13 protein-coding genes are annotated in these 18753 nt (G+C 61.4%); 5 read left to right on the forward strand and 8 right to left on the reverse strand.

Annotated elements, in window-relative coordinates; all coding sequences use genetic code 11:
• Positions 1–43: 43 nt before the first annotated feature.
• Both J2X43_RS02985 and J2X43_RS02990 read left to right on the forward strand, forming a co-directional pair.
• On the forward strand, positions 44–2488 hold the full coding sequence (locus tag J2X43_RS02985) for a glucan 1,4-alpha-glucosidase (protein WP_112388678.1): 2445 nt from the start codon (positions 44–46) through the stop codon (positions 2486–2488).
• Between the two features lie 63 nt (positions 2489–2551).
• A complete protein-coding gene (locus J2X43_RS02990; RefSeq protein WP_112388677.1) occupies positions 2552–3274 on the forward strand; it encodes an ROK family protein in 723 nt (240 codons plus the stop codon).
• A gap of 79 nt (positions 3275–3353) precedes the next feature.
• Here the strand turns inward: J2X43_RS02990 and J2X43_RS02995 are convergent, their stop codons facing one another.
• The 8 genes from J2X43_RS02995 to J2X43_RS03030 all read right to left on the reverse strand — a co-directional run bounded on the left by J2X43_RS02995 (position 3354) and on the right by J2X43_RS03030 (position 14405).
• Positions 3354–3662 (reverse strand): hypothetical protein, encoded by a 309-nt coding sequence (locus J2X43_RS02995; RefSeq protein ID WP_162706000.1) that lies wholly within the window; start codon positions 3660–3662, stop codon positions 3354–3356.
• A 94-nt stretch (positions 3663–3756) separates the two neighbouring features.
• On the reverse strand, positions 3757–4227 hold the full coding sequence (locus tag J2X43_RS03000; RefSeq protein ID WP_112388675.1) for a hypothetical protein: 471 nt from the start codon (positions 4225–4227) through the stop codon (positions 3757–3759).
• Between the two features lie 21 nt (positions 4228–4248).
• Positions 4249–5457, reverse strand: coding sequence for a hypothetical protein (locus tag J2X43_RS03005; RefSeq protein WP_112388674.1), 1209 nt, complete (start codon positions 5455–5457; stop codon positions 4249–4251).
• Positions 5458–5505: 48 nt separating this feature from the next.
• Positions 5506–6276: a TfuA-like protein gene (locus J2X43_RS03010; protein WP_112388673.1), complete on the reverse strand. Its 771-nt coding sequence runs from the start codon at positions 6274–6276 to the stop codon at positions 5506–5508.
• Positions 6266–7423, reverse strand: coding sequence for a YcaO-like family protein (locus tag J2X43_RS03015; protein WP_112388672.1), 1158 nt, complete (start codon positions 7421–7423; stop codon positions 6266–6268). The genes J2X43_RS03010 and J2X43_RS03015 overlap by 11 nt, the downstream gene beginning before the upstream one ends.
• A 3-nt stretch (positions 7424–7426) precedes the next feature.
• Positions 7427–10414 carry an AAA family ATPase gene (locus J2X43_RS03020; RefSeq protein ID WP_112389031.1) on the reverse strand — a complete coding sequence of 996 codons (2988 nt, stop codon included), beginning with the start codon at positions 10412–10414 and terminating at the stop codon, positions 7427–7429.
• 224 nt (positions 10415–10638) lie between these two features.
• The gene (locus tag J2X43_RS03025; RefSeq protein ID WP_112388671.1) at positions 10639–11388 is read right to left on the reverse strand and encodes an SDR family oxidoreductase; all 750 of its coding nucleotides are present in this window, start codon (positions 11386–11388) and stop codon (positions 10639–10641) included.
• Between the two features lie 185 nt (positions 11389–11573).
• On the reverse strand, positions 11574–14405 hold the full coding sequence (locus J2X43_RS03030) for a pitrilysin family protein (RefSeq protein ID WP_112444148.1): 2832 nt from the start codon (positions 14403–14405) through the stop codon (positions 11574–11576).
• Between the two features lie 240 nt (positions 14406–14645).
• Here J2X43_RS03030 and J2X43_RS03035 point away from each other — a divergent pair, with 240 nt between their 5' ends.
• The 3 genes from J2X43_RS03035 (at position 14646) to J2X43_RS03045 (ending at position 18722) form a co-directional block, all read left to right on the forward strand.
• Positions 14646–16166: an alpha-N-arabinofuranosidase gene (locus tag J2X43_RS03035; protein WP_112388670.1), complete on the forward strand. Its 1521-nt coding sequence runs from the start codon at positions 14646–14648 to the stop codon at positions 16164–16166.
• Between the two features lie 62 nt (positions 16167–16228).
• Entirely contained in the window at positions 16229–17314 is a 1086-nt protein-coding gene (locus J2X43_RS03040; protein ID WP_112388669.1) for an ABC transporter ATP-binding protein, read from the forward strand.
• 139 nt (positions 17315–17453) lie between these two features.
• Positions 17454–18722: an ABC transporter substrate-binding protein gene (locus J2X43_RS03045; protein WP_112444144.1), complete on the forward strand. Its 1269-nt coding sequence runs from the start codon at positions 17454–17456 to the stop codon at positions 18720–18722.
• Positions 18723–18753: the final 31 nt, after the last annotated feature.

Here is an 18753-nt window from a genome sequence, read left to right on the forward strand (position 1 = left end):
TCAGGTGCTTTGCTGAGCCTGCACTCGCGCGTCCTTTCCCAGAATGCGGAGCGGTTCTCGCATAAGGCGCGAACGAAGGATCAGACCATTGACGCAGCCGACCACGCCGCCGGGGGCACCCGGAATTCTGCCGCGCTGGACATCGAGCGACAAGTCCGCCGTTGGGCGCGCGCCCGGGGAAGCCGGTCAGGTCTGGTTCACCGCCAGCCACGGTATCCTCAACGAGGTCTACGCGCCGCGGCTCGATCAGGCGAGCATCCGCGATTTCGGCTTCGCCGTCACCGCGAAGGACTATTTCTCCGAGGAAAAGCGTGACGCCGATCATGTCGTCGAGACGCTGGAGGACGGCGTTCCGGCATTCCGGCTGATCAACACGGCGAAGGACGGGCGCTACCGGATCACCAAAACGATCCTTTCGGATCCCGACCGCGAAGTCGTGCTGCAGGAGATCCAGTTCGAGGCGCTGATTGGGGCGCTCTCCGACTACCAGCTTCACGCAATCATATCGCCGCATCTCGTCAATGGCGGCGCCAACAACACCGGCTGGTACGACGATTTCAAGGGGCATCCGATGCTCTTCGCCTATGGGACAGGCCGGTCGCTGGCCGTTGCCTCGTCGGTGCCGTGGCTTGCCCGTTCGGCCGGTTTCGTCGGCTTTTCCGATGCCTGGCAGACATTGTCGCGCGGCGAGGGGCTGCGGCAGGAGTATCAACGCGCCGAAGACGGCAATGTGGCGCTCGGCGGCACGCTCGATCTGTCGCAGACCGGGGGCCGGGCGCTGATCGCGCTCGGCTTCGGAACGCAGCCGGAAGAGGCGGCCTTCCGTGTGTTGCTCAGCCTGCAGCAGGGCATCGAGCCCGCACTCAAAGCCTACAAGTCCGGATGGCGTACATGGCAGAGCGGGCTGCTTCCCCTCGATGAGCCGCATGATCCGCGCGAACTCAACCGCTATCGCGTCAGCACCGCCGTCCTCGCCACCCATCGTGACGATGCCTCGGGCGCAATCATTGCCAGCCTCTCCATTCCCTGGGGCTCGTCGAAGGGCGATGATGATCTTGGCGGCTATCATCTTGTCTGGACGCGCGATCTCGTCGAAACGGCAGGCGGGCTGCTCGCGGCCGGAGCACATGCCGATGCGCTCGAGGTTCTCGACTATCTGGTCGCGACCCAGGAGGCCGACGGCCATTGGGTGCAGAATTCCTGGCTCGACGGGCGGCCCTACTGGAAGGGCATCCAGATGGACGAGACCGCTTTTCCGATGCTGCTCTATGACATGCTGCTCAGAGCCAAGGTCATTGGTCCATCCGATGCCGGGCGCTATCAGGGCATGGTCAGGGCCGCGGCCCGATACGTCGTCCGTAACGGCCCGGCAACCCAGCAGGACCGGTGGGAGGAAGATGGCGGCTTCTCGCCTTTCACGCTCGCGGTCGAGATCGCCGGGCTGCTGGCCGCTGCGGACGCTATGGACGCTGTATCGGACCGCGATCTGGCGCGCTATCTGAGGGAAGTCGCAGACAGCTGGAACGAGCAGATCGAAAGCTGGACCTATGCGAGGAATACGGCGCTGTCGCAAAGCCTCGGCATCGACGGCTATTACATGCGGATCGGCAGTTTCACCGGCGAAGGCCATGCGCGGTCACCCGCACTGGTGCCGATCAAGAACCGCGACAATGCCGGTATGACGCTGGAATCCGGCCTGCTCGTCAGCCCCGATGCGCTGGCGCTGGTGCGTTTCGGTTTGCGGGCGGCGGACGATCCGCGGATCGTCAACACGGTCAAGGCGATCGACTCGCTGCTAAAGCGGGATCTTCCCGCCGGGCCCTACTGGTATCGCTATAACGAGGATGGCTACGGTGAGAAGGAAGACGGCTCGCCGTTTGATGGCGCGGGTATCGGCCGCCTCTGGCCGCTTCTGACAGGCGAGCGGGCGCATTTCGAAATTGCGGCCGGAAGAAAAGATGAGGCGGCGCGGTTGCTCGCAACGCTGGAAGCATCGGCAAGCGATGGCGGATTGCTGCCGGAGCAGATCTGGGACGAGGCGGACATTGCCGACAAGGAGCTATTCCTCGGCCGTCCCTCGGGAAGCGCCATGCCGCTCGTCTGGGCGCATGCCGAACATATCAAGCTGTTGCGATCGCTGAAGGATGGGGCGGTGTTCGACATGCCGCCGCAGACGCTGAAGCGCTATGTGCAGGGTAAGCCGGTACCGGCGCCTTGGGTCTGGCGCACGAATTCGACGACGGACTATGTGCCATCTGGCCGGTTGCTACGCTTCGAACTGTTCGAGCCCGCTTTGATCCATTGGTCTGCCGATGGCTGGAAAACGACGCAGGATATCGATACGGCCGATAGTTCGATGGGCACCCACCTCGCCGACGTGCCGACCGCCGCTTTCCCAGCGGGATCGGCGATCTCCTTCACGATTTTCTGGAAGGACCGCAACAGCTGGGAGGGCCGTGATTTCAGGATCGAGGTCACCACGCACTAGCCCGAACGCGGAAGTGCCCGCGCCTTTTCAAATCAACTCCGTCGGAAGAAGCAGGATTTCCTCATGGACACGCCCAACAACGCCGCCGAAACGCATCAGACAACGCAAACGGTGCTCGCCATCGATCTCGGCGGCTCACATGTGAAAGTCCACCTGAGCACCGGCGGCGAAAAGCGCGCCGTCGTTTCGGGGCCAGACATGTCGCCCGACAAGATGGTGAAGGCGGTGCGCGAGATGGCGGAGGGCTGGAATTACGATGTCATCGGCATGGGCTATCCGGGTCCTGTCTCGGACAACAAGCCTTCGCTTGATCCGCACAATCTTGCGGCCGGATGGAAGGACTACGATTTCGAAAAGGCCTTCGGCAAGCCGCTGAAGCTGGTCAACGACGCCTTGATGCAGGCGATCGGCAGCTACGAGGGCGGGCGCATGCTGTTTCTCGGGTTGGGCACCGGGCTGGGCGCGGCGATGGTCGCCGACAGCGTCTGTCTGCCGATGGAACTGGCGCATCTTCCCTACAAAAAGAAAAAGACCTTCGAGGACTATGTCGGCCTCCGCGGGCTGGAGGCGGATGGAAAGGCCAAATGGCGGAAGTCCGTGGCGGATGTCGCCGAGCGCCTGCGCGCTGCCCTGCAGCCCGACTATATCGTCATCGGTGGCGGCAATGTCGACAAGATCAAGGACCTGCCGGACAATTGCCGCCTCGGCGACAACGAAAACGCTTTCAAAGGCGGCTTCCGGATATGGCAGGATCCGGCCTTGAGGCTCCGCAGCAGTCTAGCGTGAACTTGGGGTCAGGCATTGTATAAGTTCATGTGCCTCACTAGCTGCAGCAGCGTCATCGGATGGCGGTCGCCTTTTGCCGCTAACGTGGAGCGCCGTCCGCCTTGATCGTCAGTTTCAACTGGCCAACGTCCTTCTCAAGTTGGCTAAGCTTGTCTCCAAGGGCCGCGCCGTTCTTCGGATAGTAAAGAACACCCGCCGCACCACTTTCGGCAGGCACATTATAGCTACTAGGGGTATTTTCTTCACAGATCACAACCACACCGGAGGTGCCGCTGAGCTCCACAACGATCTGATAGCCATCACCCGCGTCCGGATTGAGATTCTGAAGCGTGACCTCAGAATCAATTGGCTTACCGCACTCATCCACTTTCACACCTTTGTAGGGCACGGAACCGTCCCAAACTGTGATTGCTCTGAGATCTTCTGTAAACCTGACGATTACTTTGCACGGCATAACCGAACTCCTATTCTCGCAAGGTGAATTAGTCGTTGCTCAAACGGCCGCCGCGATGCGCCATTCTGAGCGTTATCGCGTATGAGCTCGGTGATCTCTTGCCGGGCAACTGGGCCTCCAGAATGAGCGCCCGCGCGTCGGCAAAGGCCGTCGAGATTTCCAGGATTTGCGTGGACGCCGTGATCCGCCACATCTGGTATTTCTCTTGCTTATCAAAGCCGCAACCGACAGCAGGTCGTGCTATCGGCCCAGTGATTATGAAGATGCGAGTGGTATCAAGCCTGTAGCAGTGCCCTTCGAAGGCGTATCCATAAGCAAGCACTGTGTAAGCTGTGATGCCGACATTGCTGGCGAGCTTAAGCTGAAGATCCGTGCCTTTCGCAAATCCAACGTCAATATGGGCTGTATCATTCGTGTCATTCAGATCGATCCCGTAGAGGATGATCTCATCCGCCACGTAGCGGGGTCCAGAAGGTGCTGGAATGCTCTCATATGTCATCGATGCGTCCCCCTCAGGTTGTCAAAGGATTTCACGCCACCTCATGCAATCTTCCAGTTGGTCGATATAGGCGGAGCCGCGGCCCTGCCATGCGGTCTCGAGAAATGCCCCGGCAGCATTTGGGAATGTCACGCTGTCGGGTTCGAGATCGTGCCACGAGCCGACAAGAGCCTCGCCGACGATGTCGCGAGCCTCCTGCAGGGCGGCTTTGGTGGCAAAATGGTTCAGATCGGCGGATCGCCTTGAGTTGCGCAGCGCTTCTTCGATCAGAGCCGGCGCCATCTGCTGGCGAAGGTCGCTGTAGCGGCGCGGATCGATCTTCGACAATCCGCGCTCAAAGAGCAGCGATTGATAGACCTCGATCAGACAGTCGAAAATGCCGGCGGCAAACGGCTTCGACCTGTCGTGCACCTCGCTGCTGACATCGCTGAGGCGAAGCGCGTTGTTGAAGGATCGCAGCTGCTTTTCGGCGCTGAGCTCGGCGAAACGGTCGAGCTCGTTGTGCACGAGCAGGTTTCCGCCGGTCCGGCGCAGCAGGCGATCGACCGCCGTATCGAATTGCAGCAGGCCGAGCAGTGATATCAGGTCGGCGACCGCTTCATGATAGGAGAAGAAATCGCTGCCACGCCCGTCGCTCTGGAGAATGCCGAGTTCACTGAGCAGCACGAGATGCCCCATTTCATGGGCAACGGCGTCGAAATTCAGCGCGAAGCAGGATGCCGGGGTCTCCGGTTGTTCTTCTCCCAATTCCAGGAAGCCGAAGCCGGATTGTGCGTTTTCCCAATGGGCGATGCGCGGGACGATCTCTAGCCGCTCAAGCGTCGGCTCGAAGAACCAGCCGATGGCATGCCCGGCATAACTCTCGCAGATATCGAGAACGCGGCGGGCACAGGCATAGCTGTGCGTCGAGAGGAATTGCGGTGAATCCGGACCGATATGATCAAAATGTCCGTCGGGTCCAGGCTCAACCGGCGGCAGCAAAAGCCCGGGATAGGGAGGAATATCCGGCGCGAGATACGGGATCTTCTCCTCGGCCGGGCTGACTACATACATGCGCTTGTCGGAAGGCCCCGCGAGAACGGGACCGGCGGACGGTCCGATCCACACGACTTCGGGCTTCTCATACCCAAGGATGTAGGGAGGCTGCGGAAAAATGAGGAAGCGTGTCCCCAATGGCTGCGCTACAGCTGCCAGATGATCTGCGCTCTTCGGGTGAGTAACGGCATCCAAGGCTGCCTCCGTCGCTTCTGTTCAAAGCAAGCAACAGGCGGCCTTATATCAGAGAAACTGTACTTTCGGCAAGAGATTGTCGAGTAAGTTGCATGACTCCATATCGTAAGCGAAGGCTTCCGTAAGCTCAAAATGGCAATGAATGGGTGTTTCGAAACCTATTCTTCTCCGGTATTTCAAATAGTTCAGGAGAGAGATCGCGTCCGTTTTCTTCCGGCTGATCGCTCCAGTCTTTAGCCAATTCTTCAAGGACATTATTTCGTTCGTCAGCGCCAAATGGCTTTCTGCAGCCGAGATGAAGCTCGAGAAGGACCGGTTGCGGAAATGAAGCGTGCGCGCGACCGCTTCAAGCCGGCGCCGGAGGGATGCGCCGATCACACCCTCCCGTTGCGCCTGCTTCAGCGTCAGTCTGATATCGATCATGGCCTCGCCCAGCCTTCGCGATCCAAATTCCACTGGTGCCATCGGCACGGCGACATCGGCATCGTCGGCAAGCGGAAACCGCCGGTACCAGCGATAGATCATGCCATGCCCGATCATGCCTTCGCCTGCGAGTTCGGCCGCGCGCAGCGCGCCAATACTGGCCGCGCCGTAGACGTGCACGCCTTTCGACATCGCCCACAGGATCTCCTGATGGCGTACGCCGGGCGCCTGCGCAAAGACGCCGTCGATGATCGCGATCGTTGCCGGAGCGTGCGTGATCACGGCTCTGATGATGTCGCCGCCGCCTGCCGGAGGTTCGTAGACTGCATCGAGATGTGTTTGCGCCTCGATCGCATCCAATGATGGGCCGAGGAATACAACGATATCAGCGCCCAACATCGGCCTCCGGGTTCGTCTGTAGCGGTGGCGTGATGACCCGGACCACATGAAGAGGGATCGTCTCATCCACATGAAGGCTGACCAGGATGGCTGCTCTTGCACCGGCGTGCCGAAGGGCGCGCCCGATCCGCCGGAGCGGGCGATCTTGTTCAGGCCTGCCGGTTTCGGCAAAAGCGCTCCCGCCACGGGAAAGCTGCGCGCGCCACTCCCAGAGCTCTGATTCATCAGGATAGCGGTAGAGTTCAGCGCTGATATCGTCCCGTGCGGCGGAGATGACGCCAAGCCGCGACTGGCAGGCCTCGAGCAGGGCGGATGTCAGGGCCGCGTCGTCGGTAAGCGCGCATCCGAAGCCCTCTGCGGGTAACGGCGCGAATGGAGCTCTACCGGCGTCCTCCATCACATGACACCAATAGACAGGCAGATCGTGCGGCGCCGGAATTTTCCAGATGCCGATGATGAAGCCGGTCCCGGACAGGCGGCGCAGAACTTCCGAAGCCTTGCCGGCTTGAACGGAGCGCGCGTCGACCTGATAGCGATCGAAGAAATGCGGCGTGGCCATCGCCTCGCATCGCGCGTGACGCTCGAGACATTCGAGGCACGCATGCGCAACGGCACCTTCGAGGCTTGTCCCGGCTGCAAGGCCCGTCGTGTCCCGAGGCATCCAGGCCGGATGCGGCGATGGAAAGGTATAGGCGGAATCGGCGAGGCCAAGCGGAACCGGCATTGCCTGTCCCGAAAACAGATCGACGCCATTGATCCAGGATAGTGCGGTGTCCTTTGTTCCTTGAAGATGGGTCCAAAATCCTTGAGGGTCCAGCCCTCCAAGCGTTCCCTCGAAGACGCGCGCGGGGTCGATCCTTTCCGACGCCCAGCCTTCGAGAGATTCCATCAGCCCCGAAATCGCCGCCAGTGGAACGGTCAACCCCTTGCCTTGGCTGACCGCGACGGAGAGCGAGCGCGGCCGCACCACCTGGACCACCGGGATGCCGATCCAGTCGAGTTCGGTCACCGAACCCAGCCTGGTGATCCCGTAGTCACGTTTTCGTTCAAGGATGCGCCGGACGGTCCCGGCAGGATCGGGCGGGGAGGGTATCCGCCCGTTCTCAAGCATGGCCGAAAACGCTTCGCCCGCGATCTCGTCCATGGCTCAAAGCCCTGCCAATTCATCGAGATCGCGTTTTGCCCGCCCGGCGAGCCAGACAGCTTTTTGCGTTTCCGCGATGCGGACTGCCTTTGCGAAATCCCTGATGACTTCGGGCGCCTTGTGCTGCAGCTGGCGCTTGAGATTGGCGCGCCGCCGGTAGAGCTCCGCGAGCCAGAACAGCTGGCCGCTTGCGCTTCCTGCCGCGATTGCAGTTTGCAGCGCTTCCATGGCCTCGGCAGGTCTGCCGGTGAGTTGCAGCACCTGCGCATGCATGTCGCTATGCATGGAGAGATTGTCGTCGGTGCCCAGCTGTTGCTGAAGCGTCAGCCCGTCTTGGAAGCGGTCTGCCCCGCGGCGCCCTGCAGAGCGCATCAGCTCGGCCCAGCCACAATACATGTTGGCACGGGCCTGGCTGGCCGAGAGACCGTGTCGGCCGGCCAGCGCATACATCTGCTCGCCAAGGGCATGAACGTCGTCAAAGCGGTCCTGGCATCGCCTGAGGACGATCGCATAATAGAGCGCGTGCACCATGGTGCCGGCATGATTGGTTGCTTCAGCCCAGTCGAGGCAGGTGGCGATCGCATTCTCGCTATCGTCAGGACGGCCGAGAAGCAGATAGGAAAGCGCGCTCTCGCCCAGTCCGCACACCTTCGCATCGTGTCCGCCGAAGAAGGCACGATTCCTGACCGCCCGCTCGGGGTCGTAGAGATGAAGTCCCCTGGAGACACAGTCGAGACAGAATTCGTGCTCACCGGCATGGAAGCTCGTCGCCCACCCGCAGTGAAAAGACTGAAGTCTTGTCTCGTCATCCTCGACGCTCTGCATGTCGGCAACGAGAATCCGGGCGCGGGTCTGCTGCTCCAGCACGGTAGGCGCGGTGAACCACCATCCCCAATAAACCGGGAAATGCCTCGCGCGGACCGGCGGCGGCTGCGTCCGCAACAGCTGCATGGCGCGCGAATAGACCCGCTGGGCGGCTTTCGAGCCCTCTCCTTCGAGCGCGGTCGCGACAACACCTTGAACTTCCAGCAGTCTGAGCCGCAGGTCGGCCCGGCCGTTGCGTGCCGCGGTCACGCGCCTGAGCTCCTCTGCGCAGAGTGCGATCGAAATGCCAGCTTCATTCATGGCGGAGCGCGAGACGCTGGCCTCGGCTGCTTCCAGGGCGAACCTGGCCGCATCTTCGTGCAATCCCGCCTCGGCGCATTGCCAGGCGGCGATTGCGGCAGGCAGGCTTGGCACCTCCTCGCCGATCAACCGTTCTGCGATCAGCCGGTGGATGCGGCGCCTGTCGGTTTTCAGGAGGCTGCCATAAGCGGCCTCCTGCATCAGCACATGCCGGAACCGGAAAGTGTCGCGGGCCTCGGGCACGAGCTCGATAATCCCCTCAGCGATAAGCCGCGCGACCGGATGGTCGGGCGGCTGCCGGGCAATACTGTCGAGAAGATGCATCAGCAGCGGGAGGCTGAACTCACGGCCGATGACGCTGGCGATCTGGGCTGTCAGCCTGGCAGACCCGCTTCCGGCAAGCCGGGCGGCCAGCAGATCGTTGAGCGACGTCACACCGCCTTCCGTCAGCTGTCTTTTCCACTCTGCGGGCGATCCGGCCAGCGCATTGCGCGAGCGGAAAAAGCTGGCCAGCTCCTCGCCGTAAAGCGGCATGCCATCGCTCTGATCCAGAATGAAATCCGATAGTCCAGGCGGCGCCGGCTTGCCCCAGATCGAGGTTACGAGGTCCCGCACCGCATCGGATGCCAGACCGGACAGGGTGATTTCGGTGGCGCCCGCCGGTGCGCCTGCCAGCCTCGACGTTTGGATCACGAGGATCGGCTGCTCGGCGGCCAGCGCCCGGAGACGCTCCAGAAGCCCCAGCGTCATGCCATCGGCCCAATGAACATCCTCAAAGACGATCAGCGCCGGAGAGGCCGGTGCATTGCAGGTGAGAACATGCGCGGCGGCTTCGATGACGGACTGCCTGAACGCGCGCCCGGATAGATCGGATGTGCGGAGACTGCCAGACATCGCGGTCGTCGCGCTGGCCGTGAAATTGGCGAGCGGCTCGATCAGCTTCCTATCGACAGGCCGCCCCGACAGAACCAGGGCGTCGTTGAATGCCGCTATCCCGCCATCCCTGAGAGCGGGCGAAGCGCCAAGCCGGTCGATGAAGGCCGTGAATGGAAAGAGCGGCTGCCCCTCCAGACGGCGGCCGCATTGCAGGATGGCAAGGTCCTGCGGCCGTGTCTTTGTCCTGCTGATGAACTCATCGACGACGCGTGATTTGCCGATGCCGGCCTCACCGGTCAGCGCGATCGAGCTGCCCCTCCCATCAAGGGCCGAACGCCACGCATCGGAAAGAATGGCAAGCTCGCTGGTCCTGCCGCGGAGCGGCGGCCGCTCGCTTGCGATGGACTGTTCGTTGGCCGCCGCCGGATGCCGGTCCTTGGGACGCCAGAGCGCGACCGGTTCGTCGAAACCCTTGAGATTGGCCTCCCGGATGAAGGAATAGTCGAAAGCCCCTTGCGTCAAGCGGACAGTCGAGTCGGCCACAAGCACCGAATTCGGGTCTGCCTCGCCCTGGAGGCGGGCCGCCAGTATCGGCGCAGCGCCAACGATTTCGTCGCCCTCCGCGGAGAAGACGACGAAACTGGTGGCGATCCCGATTCTGAGTTTCAGCGGCCGCCCTGTCCGGCCCTTCGGCTTGGTCAGGGATCCGACCAGTTCCAGTGATGCCCGAACCGCGCTTTCGGCGGCGTCTTCGGATTGATTGGGAAAGCCGAAATAGCAACAGCCGCCATCACCAAGCCGCTGATGAACGAAGCCGCCATGCTTGGCGATGATCGCATCCGCGCTTTGGTGGAGTGCTGAAACGGAGCGGAAGAACTGTTCGGGCTCGGTTCGCAGCAACAGCTCGGTAGAGCCGACAATATCGTAGAAAAGTGCCGTCACCTGACGGCGCTCGCCCGCAAATCGAAATCGCGCTTGAATCTTCTTCATGGCGAGCTTGCCCACATTCACGGCATCGCCAAGGACAACCGATTTACGGCCGTGATGCAAGCATTTCATGCCTAATCGCTAATATAAAGCGCGGCATTCCCGGCTAATCGCTGATTGTTTCCTGCCTTGCATAGAATAACCGCAACCGAAGCGTGATCATTGCCGCCGCGCTACTCGAAAGCGCCCGCTTCATTCACCGCGGGCGCTTCGAACGAGTTCGGTCTTCAGAGATTGCTCATGCCGCCGTCGATGATCAGCTCGCTGCCGACGATATAGGACGCTTCGTCGGAAGCGAGGAAAATGACGGTCTTGGCAACTTCGCTGGCGTCGCCGAAGCGGCCGACCGGGATCTGGCTCTGAACCTGCGACGCCATCGCCTTCGAGTCCGCTTCCGACATGCCGAGCTTGCCGTAGAGCGGCGTGGCGATGGGGCCGGGGCTGACGGCGTTGACGCGGATGCCGCGGCCGACAAGCTCGCCCGATATGGTCTTGGCAAGCGTCAGAAGCGCGCCCTTGGTCAGCGAGTAGACGCTCGAGTTCGGCATGCCGATATGGGCGTTGATCGAGGTGTTCAAAACAATGGCTGCGCCCTTGGCGAAGATCGGCAGCAGCGCCTGTATCAGGAAGTAGGGGCCTTTGACATTCGTCGCGATCGACTTGTCGAAGGCGGCTTCCGACCAGCCTTCGATAGGACCGAACTGGGCAACGCCGGCATTGACGAAGAGAATGTCGAGATGGCCGAATGTTTCCTCGATCTGCTGCACGACCTTTTTCTGGCCCTCGACGTCTCCGGCGTCGGACTGGATCACGAGCGCCTTGTCGCCCAGTTCCTTGCGGGCATTTTCGACGCCGGCCGCGCTGCTGCCGGTCACGGCAACGCGCGCGCCCTCGGCGATGAACTGGCGGGCCGTCTCCAGGCCGATGCCGCTGGTGCCGCCGGTGATGAGAGCGGTCTTGTTTGCAAGTCTGGACATGACGAAATCCTTTCGGTTGATCGATTGCCCGGCGTATCGCCGGGGTTGATGACAATGATGTAGCCGAAAAGCAGTGTCCGGATTTGACGGCAGATTCCAATTCTTAAGTTCGGGAATTCCGAACGCGCAAGGCTGGGCGCTGTGGTTTGCCACAGCGCCCAGCCAAGCCGTTCGACCGGACGCGTTTACTGTCCCGCCGCCGGCAGCACCTCGAATTTCCAGAATGTTTCCGGCTTCAGGTAGGCGATCGCGAACTGGCGGATGTCTTCGGTGGTGACATTGTCATAGCCGCTGAGGTTTTCGCGCACGCGCTGCAGTCCGCGGGGATCCGTCTGGGCGTCCTGCAGGTGCTCGATCCAGTATTCGTTGCTTTGCTGCTGGTGCTTCATTGTTTCGATGACGGGGGCGCGGGCGCGGCTGAGCTCGTCGGCAGAGATAGTGTTCTTCCGCAGATCGGCCGTGACCTGGTCGACGAGTTCATAGAACCGCGCGAGCTTCCCTGGCGTCGTGTCGACATAGATATAGGCATAGCCGAAACCCGGAATGTCTTTCGATAGATCGACATCGGCCTGCACGCCGTAGCTTGCGCCCTCGGCGATGCGGAACTGGGCAATCAGCCGGTTCTGGATGACCTGGCCGGTGAGGTTGGCGGTGAACGACCGTTTCAGGCCCGAGAGCATGTCGCCGACCGGCACTCCGACGATGGCTGCAGCATTGTCGGGCCTGCCGCTATGCGTCTCGGTGATAGGCGACGCGGTCGGAGCGGGGAAGCTGACCTTGAGCGGCGCAGTGCTTGGAGCCGTATCCGGGCGTGGCGGCAGGGCGCCGAATGTCCGTGCGGTCAGAGCGATGGCTTCATCTGCCGTGACATCGCCGACTATGGTGATGTTGACCGGGCCGCTGGCAACCGCCGGTCTGAAAAGCTTTTCGAACTCGGCTGACTGGGCGGAGCCGAGTTCGGCCTTGCCGGGGAAAGTCCAGCGGGGGTCGCCGCCATGCGCAAATCCTGCAAAATCGCGGCTGATGACGCCGCCAGGGGTCGCGGCATACTGATTGAGATTGTTCAGGTAGGCCTGCTTCACCCGGTCGAAAACCTCCGGCCGGTATGCCGGATCTGAGGTATAGGCGGCCATCAGCTGCAACTGCGTCTGCAGATCGCTGCTCCGCGTCTGCCCGTTGAAGCGGAACGAGCTGTCGCCGACGGAGAAATCGATGCCGACGACATTCGCCGCCAGCACTCTTTGAATATCGGGATAATCCATGGCCCTGACGCCGGAGAGGATGACGGCGGGCGAGGCCCAGAGCACCGAGGCCTGATCCTTGGGTAGGCCGATACGGCCGTGGCCGATATCTTCGCGCACCAGAACCTCGTCGGCCCGCAGCTTCGTCGGTTTGACGGTGAGCCGCACGCCGTTGGCGAATTTCACCATCGTCAGGCCGAGATCGTCAACGACGCGGCGTTCGACGACTGTGCCCGGCGCGCCGAAATCCGTATAGGGCCAGGCGATATCGGCCGCCGCCACCGGAGCCGTCACGGCGATGTCGCGCGATGCGTCATAGGTCTTGCGCAGCTCATCTGTGCCGCCCTTCGGAGCGGCAGGCGTCAGCAGCATCACCTGCGGGCCATTGCCTGAGAAGGTGACCGGCAGGGCCTTGTTGATCTTCCCGGCCTGGATGTCCTTCGTCATGCGTTCGAAGAGAGCCAGGTCTTCGGATGGCGAGGTATAGACCTGATCGGTATCGACGGTGTAGGCGAGGGTCGAGGCGATCCCGGTGCTCGTCCGGGTCGCTGCGCCCGATGCTGCTGATTGAAGCAGGGCGCGATATTCGGTGATCTCGCGGTCTAGCTCCGGCTGGGAGACGCCGAACTGCAGCAGCCGGCGCTGTTCCTGGTCGATACTGCTCAACGCCGCCTGCCATTTTTCCGGATCGCCGTTTGCGGCGATCATCACTGCATGGGCGGATTCGAGCAGATCCTGCGAGCCGGCGTCGGCGCTGGTGAAGGGCGCGTTCGGCTTGCTGGCAATGGTCGAAAGGCGCCGCCGCAGCACCAGAAGACCGAGGTCCTCGACCAGTTGCTGGCGCCGCTTGGCATAGGTGTCAAGAGACGTATCGAAGGGGCGTGTCCAGATGATCTGAACATTGGTCGCGCTGCCCGGCACCGTGATCACATCGGCGCTTTCGGTCTTTGCCTTCAACGCACCGAGATCCGGTTCGGCAACCGCAGCGCCGCGCTGCCAGTCACTGAAGCGCTTGCGGATGTCGGCCTCCAGTGCAGCCGGATCGACGTCACCAACCACCATCAATGTCGCACGGTCAGGACGATAATTGGCATTGTAGAAGTCGCGGACACGGTCGACAGGCGCATTCTTGATGATGTCGATCTTGCCGATTGGTGAGCGGAGGGTGGCGCGCTGGCCCTCGAGCAGCAGGTTGGTGACGCCGATCGACGCCCGGTATTGTGGCGTGTCGCGCAACCGCTCTTCCGAAAGGATGACGCCGCGCTCGCGATCGAAGGCGCCGGCGTCGAGCGTCAGCTCGCTCGCCGTTTCGCGCATCAGCATCAGACCGGTCGAGAGCGTGTCGGCATCGACCTCGGGAAGATCGAGCGAATAGACGGTTTCGTCATAGGCGGTATTGGCGTTGGTATCCGGGCCGAAAGCCAGACCCTTGCGCTGCAGGATGCGGATCATCTCACCTTCGGGGACATGGGCCGAACCCTTGAATGCCATGTGCTCAAGAAAATGCGCCAGCCCCTGCTGCTCGTCGTTCTCGTCAAGCGAACCGGCGCCGATCCGGAAGCGGATCGCCGCCTGCCCCGGCGGAGTGGCGTTGTGCATGATGGCAAAGCGCATGCCATTGGGGAGGATGCCGAAGCGTATATCGGGATCTGCCGGAATGTCGCTGCGGATCTGCGGCCAACTCTGCGGCTCCTGTGCGTGGAGGGTATTCCCTGATGCGGCGATGCAGCCGACGGCGACTGCTGCGATGAACCGCAGGCAGGTGAGATAACGCATATGGTTCGAATCCTGCAAATGAGAGGCGACAGGGTGTTTCTATCAGGAGTCTTTCATAGGTTGCGGCTTCCAGCAATCTCTTCTGCCGCAGTTGAGCGATGCAGGCGTTTTGTCGCAACAGAGGTCGCGTTCGCCGCTCTTCAAATCTGATTTTTTGATATAAAACAAAATGCTTGATTTAAAAAATCTCTCAGAATAGCGTGGCAAAAAATCAGATTCAATAAACTTTGAGGAACACCGATGCGGGCTAAAGCCACCCTAAACAGGGAATTCACGATCTCGACCGTCGACAAGCGCGTCTATGGCTCATTCCTGGAGCATATGGGCCGGGCGGTTTACACCGGCATTTATGAGCCGGGTCATGAAAAAGCGGATAAAGATGGCTTCCGTACCGATGTTCTTGATATGGTGCGTGAGCTCGATATGCCGATCGTGCGATATCCGGGTGGCAACTTCGTCTCGGCCTATCATTGGGAAGACGGCATCGGCCCGCGCGACCAGCGCCCGACGCGCCTCGATCTCGCCTGGCGCACCCGCGAAACCAACCAGATGGGCGTCAATGAATTCGCCGACTGGTCGAAGCTCGCCAAGACCGAGATGATGCTGGCGATGAACCTCGGCTCGCGCGGCCTGAACGACGCCCGCAACTTCCTCGAATATTGCAATCATCCGGGCGGCACCTATTGGAGCGACCTGCGCGCCAAGCACGGCTACAAGGATCCGCACAACGTCCGCATCTGGTGCCTCGGCAACGAGATCGATGGCCCCTGGCAGGTCGGCCACAAGACGGCGGCTGAATATGGCCATCTCGCCAACGAAGTTTCCAAGGCCTTCAAATATTTCGACAAGACGCTCGAAACGGTGGTCTGCGGCTCGTCCAACGACAAGATGAAGTCCTATCCCGAATGGGAGGCGACGGTTCTCGAAGCCAGCTACGACAGCGTTGATTATATCTCGCTGCACAAATATTTCGGCAACGAAGAGAACGACACGCTGAACTATTACGCCAAGGCGATAGAGCTCGACCGCTACATTGTCACGATCGGCGGCGTCATCGATTACATCAAGGCGAAGAAGCGCTCGAAGCGCGATGTGAAAATCTGCTTCGACGAGTGGAACGTCTGGTATCACGACCGCAAGGAAGATGACCAGCGCTACAAGAACTGGGACTGGCCGGAAGCACCGCCGCTGCTCGAAGAGCTCTACAATCTCGAGGACGCGATCTTCGTCGCCTCGCTGATCAACGTCTTCATCCGCCGCTCCGACCGCGTCAAGATCGCCTGCATGGCGCAGCTGGTGAATGTCATCGCCCCGATCCTGACCAAGGCAGGCGGCCCGGCCTGGCGCCAGTCGATCTACTACCCGCTGCAGTTCGCCTCGAAATACGGCCGCGGCACGGCGCTGAACGTTTCTGCGTCAGGCCCGACTTACGATTGCGAAGTGGCGCAGGATGTTCCCTATCTCGACCTCTCGGCCGTGCTGCAGGAAGACGGCAAGACGATCGCCGTCTTCGCCATCAACCGCAGCCTCGACGAGGCGATGGATCTCGATGTCGATCTGCAGGGTTTCAAGGGCGCGAAAATCCTCCAGCATCACACCATGGTCGGCGACGACCTGAAGGCGCGCAACTCGGTCGAAGATCAGAACCGCATCGTTCCCAAGGCCGGTTCCGGGCTGCAGGTCACGGATGAAGGCAAGCTCAGCGGTTCGCTGCCGGCCAAGTCCTATCACTTCATCCTGCTCTCCGTCGCCGCGGCGTGAGCTGATTGTCATCCGGGCGGCGGAGGAGGCCGCCCAGATGGGAATGCCAATCGGGAGGATGCATGTCTGGAATCAAACTGACTGACGTCAGCAAGTCGTTCGGCTCGTTCAAGGTCATCCATGGCGTTGATATCGAGATCGAACAGGGCGAGTTCGCGGTCTTCGTCGGCCCGTCGGGCTGCGGAAAGTCGACGCTGCTCAGGATGATCGCCGGTCTGGAGGAAACCAGCGGCGGCAAGATCAGCATCGAAGACGAGGACGTCACGCATACCGAAGCGTCGAAGCGCGGCGTCGCCATGGTCTTCCAGTCCTATGCGCTTTATCCACATCTCTCCGTCTTCGAAAACATGGGGTTCAGCCTGTCGATCGCCAAGCGACCGAAGGCGGAGATCCAGCAGAAGGTGAAGGCTGCGGCCGATATCCTGCGGCTCGAGGACTATCTCAATCACAAGCCAAGCCAGCTTTCCGGCGGCCAGCGCCAGCGCGTCGCCATCGGCCGGGCGATCGTGCGTGAGCCGCGCGTCTTCCTGTTCGACGAGCCGCTCTCCAATCTGGATGCGGAACTGCGCGTGAAGATGCGCATGGAGATCGCCCGACTGCACCGGCAGATCGGCGCGACGATGGTCTATGTCACCCATGACCAGGTCGAGGCGATGACGCTGGCCGACAAGATTGTCGTGCTCAAGGCCGGTGTCGTGCAGCAGGTCGGCGCGCCGCTCGATCTCTACCGCGATCCCGCCAATATGTTCGTTGCCGGCTTCATCGGCTCGCCGGGCATGAACTTCCTGAAGGGCAAGGTCATCGTTTCAGGCCAAAATTCGGCGACGATCGAACTCGACGACGCACCGGGCAAGACCTTCGATCTGCCGACACGGGCGCCTGTCGCGAACGGCGCCGTCGTCCATGTCGGCGTGCGGCCAGAGCATATCGGGCTCGGCGCGACGGAAGGCGGATTGCCGCTACCTGTAACGGCCGAGTTTACCGAGGAACTGGGCGGCACCGGCTATCTGCATGTGCTGACGGCAACGGGTGCCGAAATGACGGTGGAGTGCCGGGAAAGCCGGCCGCAGCCCAAGGAAAAGATCACCCTCTCGCTGAGGGTGCCTGAAATGCTGGCCTTCGATGCCGAAGGCGGAAGGCTCAGCTGATACCGAAATCCGGACGGAATCCGGAACTCGGCGAAGACATGCGGGAGGGGGGACGTAGGCCTTGGAGGAGGTCTGCGGCCACGGATGTCCCGTGCCGTGAGATGCCCATGAATAACACTTTTATTGAGGAGGAACCGACGTGAGAAAACTGGTGAAACTTGCCGTTTCGGCGGCCATAGCCTTGCTGCCCTCGGCAGCCGCATTCGCGCAAACAGACGTGACCTGGTGGGACTTCCTGAGCGGCGGCGACGGCGTTCGCATGAAGGCGCTGATCAAGGAATTCAACGACACCCACCCCGATATCAAGATCAACGCGACGACGCTGGAATGGGGCGTGCCCTTCTATACGAAGGTGCAGACGGCGGCCGCCGTCGGCCAGCAGCCCGATATCATGACCTATCACATGTCGCGCTATCCGCTGGCGGTGCCGACCGGCATCCTGCGGCCGTTCACCGACGAGGAACTGGCCTCTGCCGGCATCAAGAAGGAAAATTACGTCGATGCGGCCTGGAAGCAGGGCACTTTCGACAACAAGGTCTACGGCATCCCCTTCGACGTCCACTCGATCGTTCTCTACTACAACAAGAACATCCTGAAGGAAGCCGGGCTGCTGGGCGACGATGGGTTGCCGAAGGGGCTCGATGGCCTCGACAATTTCAATGCCGCGCTCGAGAAGATCAAGGCAACCGGCAAGGTCGAATATCCGCTGTCGCTGCATACGGACGAAGGCGGCTCGATGTGGCGCGTCTTCTATACGCTGATTGCCCAGCAGGGCGCCAAGTTCATGGATGGCAACGAGATTCTGCCCGGTGACGCCGGCGTCAAGGCACTGCAGACCATGGCGAACTGGGTTTCGACCGGCTATTCGCCGAAGCTGATCTCCTACGAAGCCTCGATCGCGCTGTTCACCTCCGGCAAGGCTGCGATGCATGTCAACGGCGTCTGGGAAGTGCCGACCATGACCGACCTCGCCAAGAAGGGCGAACTCGGCTTCGAATGGGGTGCGATCGAGATCCCGAACCTGATGGGCACGCAGGCGACCTGGGCGGACTCGCACTCCTTCGCGGTACCGAACAGCGACAGCAAGCCGATCACGCCTGAGAAACTCAAGGCCGTGCTGCAGATCATCGCCTGGATGAACGAGCACAGCATCTCCTGGGCCAGCGCCGGTCATATCCCCGCCTTCAAGCCGGTGACCGACAGCAAGGAATTCAAGGAAATGCAACCGAACGCCACCTATGCGAAGCTTGCCGATACCGCCGTGTTCGACCCGGTCTCGAAGCTCGCCGGTGTCGCCGGTCCGATCTACGAGGCAACGCAGAACTTCGTGGTTCCCGCGCTCAACGGCCAGCTCGATCCGGCCGATGCCATCGATCAGATGCGCGAAGAGCTGAAGAGCCAGGAATAAGCCGTTGCTGGCCGGAGATTTTTCTCCGGCC

This window comes from Rhizobium sp. BE258, from assembly GCF_031457345.1.
Lineage (GTDB): Bacteria > Pseudomonadota > Alphaproteobacteria > Rhizobiales > Rhizobiaceae > Rhizobium.